Origin of the sequence: Enterobacter sp. SECR19-1250 (assembly GCF_013391025.1) — a bacterium.
GTDB classification, from domain to species: Bacteria; Pseudomonadota; Gammaproteobacteria; order Enterobacterales; family Enterobacteriaceae; genus Enterobacter; species Enterobacter cloacae.
The window spans coordinates 1-5,670 of sequence record NZ_JACASJ010000175.1; the positions used below are offsets into that span (position 1 = coordinate 1).

At 56.8% G+C, this 5,670-nt stretch carries 4 protein-coding genes; 3 read left to right on the forward strand and 1 reads right to left on the reverse strand.

Annotated elements, in window-relative coordinates:
• The first annotated feature begins 305 nt into the window (after nucleotides 1-305).
• Nucleotides 306-2,720 (forward strand): Ig-like domain-containing protein, encoded by a 2,415-nt coding sequence (locus HX884_RS25025; protein ID WP_249166309.1) that lies wholly within the window; start codon nucleotides 306-308, stop codon nucleotides 2,718-2,720.
• A 30-nt stretch (nucleotides 2,721-2,750) separates the two neighbouring features.
• Here the strand turns inward: HX884_RS25025 and mtnK are convergent, their stop codons facing one another.
• Nucleotides 2,751-3,950 (reverse strand): S-methyl-5-thioribose kinase, encoded by a 1,200-nt coding sequence (mtnK, locus tag HX884_RS25030; protein ID WP_178328951.1) that lies wholly within the window; start codon nucleotides 3,948-3,950, stop codon nucleotides 2,751-2,753.
• A gap of 104 nt (nucleotides 3,951-4,054) precedes the next feature.
• Between mtnK and mtnA the strand changes: the two genes are divergently transcribed.
• A complete protein-coding gene (gene mtnA, locus HX884_RS25035; RefSeq protein WP_013097616.1) occupies nucleotides 4,055-5,071 on the forward strand; it encodes an S-methyl-5-thioribose-1-phosphate isomerase in 1,017 nt (338 codons plus the stop codon).
• 43 nt (nucleotides 5,072-5,114) lie between these two features.
• Nucleotides 5,115-5,585, forward strand: a complete 471-nt coding sequence (locus tag HX884_RS25040; protein ID WP_129327475.1) for an SRPBCC family protein — start codon at nucleotides 5,115-5,117, stop codon at nucleotides 5,583-5,585.
• The last annotated feature ends 85 nt before the right edge of the window (nucleotides 5,586-5,670 follow it).

Genomic DNA, 5,670 nt, shown 5'->3' on the forward strand with positions numbered 1-5,670 from the left:
ATGCGTGATCTGATCCTTCAACTCAGCAAAAGTTCGATTTATTCAACAAAGTCGATACACGCCCGAATCGCCCGCAGGTGATCCAGTCGTGTGATGTTTTTGTGGATGCGCAGGGAATTATTTACAGCACGGATTATAACGGCGGGTTGTCGGTGATTGAATATTGGGGCTGAAAGGGAATGGGGAACTGAAATATATTTATTAGGTGAATGCTTATATTTATAGATTCTTAAAATAAACGCGCCGACTTTATCTTTAAGTCCTGATACGTACTATGGCTCTTTTTTTATTCAAGGATGAATTTAATGAGCCTGAAAAAATGTGCAGCCTGGTTGCAAATAGCACTGCAACTCCTTCCGCCGTCGTTATTTTCGCTGGGCGCGACGCCCGTCGTCGCGCAGGATAAGGTAGCCGAGCCGCAAACCACCGAGCGGGTAGTGGCACAAACCGCAGTGCAGGCGGGGTCACTGTTGGAGAGCGGCAGTGGCCGTTCTGTCGCCAGCGCACAGGTGAGATCGGTCAATGTCGATAAAACCCGCATTGTTGCCAATAACAGCGACAGCGTAACGTATACCGCGCAGGTCGCAGATAACAGCAATCATCCGCTTGAAGGCGTGACGGTTAACTGGACGGTGAAGCGGGAAGATGGCACGACCGCAGGAAGCAAAACCTCGGTTACCGACGCAGCCGGAAACGCCACGTTGTCGCTGTCGTCAGCAAAAACGGGCGTTGCCTGGGTTTATGCTGATGTAAATCAGCAGAATGCGGTGAAAGCGGAAGCCGTAACGTTTGTCGCAGACACCAGCACGCAGCGTATCGCCGCCGTGGTGGCCGATAAGCAACAGGCCGTGGCCAACGGCAGCGACAGTATTACCTGGACGGCGCAGGTGCGCGATCTACAGGGTAACGCCATTTCGGGCGTAGAGGTTAACTGGTCGGCAGATAACCCAGACGTTAAGCTCGCCGCCAGCAGTACGCGGACGGATTCGCAGGGCAATGCCTCGCTGGTGGTTACCTCGCTGAAATCAGGCAACGTTGTAATCACGGCTCAGACCGCTGAAAGCGCACCCGTTCGTGCTGACAGCGCAACCTTCACGGCCGATCTCACGACCGCGAAAATGACGGAGATGGCCGCCGACAGCGTAACGGCGGTAGCCAATGGCACCGACGGTATCACCGTGCGCACTACCGTTGTGGATGCCAATGACAACCCGGTTGACGGAGCGAAGGTTGGCTGGGCGGTGAGCCCTTCCGGCGCGACGTTGTCCGATACGAGCAGCGTGACGAATGCATCGGGTGAGGCGAGCGTGACCTTACGTTCTGAAACCGCGGGGGAATATTCTCTTCAGGCCACGTTCGGCAGTAACACGTTACGCGTGACAAAACTGACCTTCACCGGTGACACCACCACGGCAAAGCTGGCTACCCTCACGGCGGATAAAACGACCGGCATTGTGGCTGACAGCGATACCGTACTGTTAACCGCAACCGTGGTGGATAGCCATCAGAACCCTGTACCAGGCGTTGCCGTTAACTGGAGCAGCAGTGATGCGGCTGATGTGACCCTGACACCCGTTTCAGCAATGACTAATGCGCAAGGGCAGACTGAAACGCGCTTCTCATCGCGCAAAGCGGGCAACATGACGGTTACCGCGACGGTGAATGGTAGCGGTCAGACGCTTACTCTCTCCGTGACCGGTAATCCGGCGACAGCGCAATTTACGAGCCTGAGTCCGGATAAAAAAGAGGCGGTGGCTGACGGGAACGCGACCATACGCTGGACCGCCACCGTCGAAGACGCCAACCATAACCCGCTTAGCGGTGTGGATGTGGCGTGGCGTGTAGATAACAGCAGCGTGAAGCTTGCCAGCGCCAGCACAAAAACCAACGAAGCGGGTCAGGCGGTTGTAACGGCGTCAACGACAACGGCCGGAACGGCAACGGTTAGCGCAACAGTTGTCGGTTCAACGGCGGCGATAAACGCGGAGCCGGTAACATTTATTGGCGATGCGACTACCGCCAGGGTTGAGAGCCTCAAGGCCAGTTCTGACCACGCGGTAGTCAACACCGACCGCATTACCTACACCGCAGTGGTGAAAGACGTAAACGGTAATGCCGTCAAAAATGCGACGGTCAACTGGAACACCACGCTTAATACCCTTTCAGCGCAAACCAGTGTGACCAATGGCAGCGGCGTGGCGACCGTGAAGCTGAGTGGCCCGGATACCGGTACGGCAAAGGTGAGTGCAGAGAGTAATAACACCACTAAAACCGATCAAACGGTTGTGTTTATTGCCAGCTATTCAGCCATGTGGAGCGTTACCGGTTCGACAAGCGCATTCAGTACGGGCGCAATATTTGGCTTCCCTTCGCTTGGGTTTGTGGCAACGGGAAGTACGCAGGGGCCGACGTCCCTGGTATGGACCGCCGAAGGTTACAGCACGCTTGTCGTGCCGATGAAGGACGAACAAGGCAATACCCGGGACGTGAAGATTCGCGCGCAGCGCAGATCGGATTGCTCCACCCGTCCGTTCAATGTGGCGGTTCTGTGTAGCAGTTGGGAAACCACAGGCTATAGCGCCAGCCTTAAGTATGTTGAGGCCGATAACCCGGATCTCCCGAGCGGGGTTTACCGTGGGGATATCAAGTTTGCCGGTAAAGACTGGCATTCATCGTGGTCTCTCGATTACACCGTGACCACCACGCTCACCAAAAACTGATGCAAAAACCTCCCGAAAGGGAGGTTTTTTTTAACTGTACTGGCGCACTCTTGCCACCAGCTCTTCCACGCTGTCGATGCGATCGGCAATCACAATCAGCGCTTTACCCAGCGTGATGGCGTGGCGTAGACATTCGTGGCGCATCGCGTCGTCCTGAATGGTATCGATGTCCGCGACGTGAGACAGCCCCACACTGCGGCGGATCAGCTCCGTTCCGCAGAAACCAATGGTATCTCGCCAGACCTTTTTCAAAAATTCAGAGGCATAGCCCGGCGCACTCAGCGCGGCATCCCGGGTTTTCTCGTGCGCCAGCGCCTGGAAGCGCTCCGCAAAGGTATTCCATAACGCCTGAATGTCGATCAGACGCTGTTCCCGGGCGGCAGCGGCATCGCGGATGCCTAAATGCCCCGGCAGGCCACAGAAGTTCAGCAGCAGGTTGCCGATGGCGGTGCCCACGTCAAACCCAATCGGGCCAAAGTAACCGAATTCGGCGTCGATCGCTTTCAGGCTACCCTCGGCCACGAAAATCGATCCGCTGTGGATATCCCCGTGCAATAGCGCTTCGGCGTGGGAGAAGAAGCGATGCTTCAGGGAGGCCACGGCAATTTTCAACTGGGTGTCATCGCGCAGGGCGGCGACATCGTTTTCCAGCTCAGCCGGATAGTTGTTGCGCTCGTGGATCTGGTACGGATCGTTAAAGAACAGATCTTCAGTGATCTCGCACATCTCCGGGTTAATGAACTGGGCAACCTGCGCTTTTTTATCGTGCGGGTGCAGGTAAAAATCGCTGGTGTGGAACAGCGTGTGCGCCAGGTACTCCCCCAGTTGACGCGCAGCCTGCGGGTAGGCGTTATTCTTAATCAGCTCCCCGCGCCAGATGCGATGGTCGGAGAGATCTTCCATCACCATGATCGCCAGTTCCGGGTCAAAATGATGAATTTTCACGGTATGCTGCGGGCTGTGCTTGTAATGCTCCACCAGCGTTTGCGCCTCAAGACGGGCGCGGTCCAGCGTCAGCGGCCATGACTCACCGACGCAGCGAACATATGGCAGCGCCTGTTTTACGATGATGCGGCTCACGCCCTGAGCATCGAAAATTTTGAAGACCAGATTGAGGTTGCCGTCGCCTACTTCCTGCGCCTCTACCAGTGATGATGGATTATCAAGGCCGCCAAACTGCCTGGCATACTCCACGGCGTCCTGGGCGGTAAAGGTACGGTATTGCGACATTGCCTGCTCCTCACTGATTTGCGAATAAAGACATTTAGACGTCTATACATCTGGATTTCATCCTGACACAATGTGCTACAACAACGCAACAGGGAATTAACGACATGCAGACATTACAGACGACCAGCCTGCGGGTGGCGGATAATCAGCTCTTTATTCTCGACCAACAGGCCCTTCCGCAGGAGAAACGCTGGCTTGACGCCTCAACGGTTGAGGCGCTGGTGGGGCATATTCACGCCCTTAGGGTGCGCGGTGCGCCGCTGATTGGTCTCTCTGCAAGTCTGCTGCTGGCGCTGCTGGCGGAAAAGGGGAAAAGCCGCGACGAGCTGGCGCTGGCGCTGGAAACGCTGCGCGCTGCCCGCCCAACGGCGGTCAACCTGATGAACAATCTCGACCGCATGAAGCAGGCGCTCTGGCAGGAAGATTTCGTTCCGGCGCTGGTGACGGAAGCTCTGCGACTGATTGACGAAGACAGGCAGCTTTGTGACGCCATTGCGACAGCGGGCAGCGCGCTGGTGAAGCCCGGTAGCCGCCTGCTGACCCACTGTAACACTGGCGGTCTGGCAACCGCAGGCGTCGGCACTGCGCTGGGTGTTATTGCTCGCGCACATGAGGAGGGCAACGTCAGCAACGTCTGGGTGGATGAAACCCGTCCGCTGCTGCAGGGCGGCAGGCTGACCGCGTGGGAGCTCGGCGAGCTGGGCGTGCCGTATCAGCTGATTACCGACTCCATGGCCGCCAGTCTGATGGCAAAAGGGGAGGTGGATGCCGTGTGGGTGGGGGCAGATCGTATTGCCGCCAACGGCGATGTGGCGAACAAAATCGGCACCTATTCCCTGGCGGTGCTGGCGAAATTTCACGGCATTCCGTTCTATGTCGCCGCCCCGCAAACCACCCTCGATCCGGCGTGCCCGAACGGTGAGGCGATCCCGATTGAGCAGCGCGCGGCCAGTGAAGTAACGGGCGTGGCGGGAAGCTTCGGCGCGGTACAGTGGGCACCGGAAAATGCGCAGGTTTACAACCCGGCGTTTGACGTCACCCCAGCCTCGCTGATTAGCGGCTGGGTACTGGATACGGGCGTGGTCACGCCGGAAGCGGTAGCAAACGGAAAATTCGCCTGAGTCCGGCTATCCTTGTAAGGGGTTCCCCTGAGAGGACAACATCGTGACGCTCGATCCCGAAACAGACTTAAAACTGGAACGCGTGGTGGATGCACCGCGCGACCTGCTGTGGCTCTGCTGGACGACGCCAGAGCACATCAAAAACTTCTTTATTCCTGCCCCCCATAAAGTGACCGAATGCGACCTCGACCTGCGCGTGGGTGGACGGTTCAATACCGTTTTCGACGTGGACGGGCAAAGGATGGATAATAAAGGTGTTTTCCTGGAAATCGATCCCGGCAAAAAGCTGGTTTTTACCGACGGCTATACCGAAGGGTGGAAACCAGCCGAAAAGCCGTTTATGACGGCGATTTTGTTGCTGGAAGATCTTGGGGAGGGCAAAACCCGCTATACGGCGATTGCGCGCCATCCCACGAAAGAAATCCGTGAGCAGCATGAACAGATGGGCTTCCATGAAGGCTGGGGGATCGTGCTGGATCAGCTGGTGGGGTATGTGAAGGGATTGAAGCATTGAAGATAAAGCGGCCTGATGCCCTCACCCCAGCCCTCTCCCAAAGGGCTGAGGGATCCCCAGTAATATGGTCATGCAACCATGACCA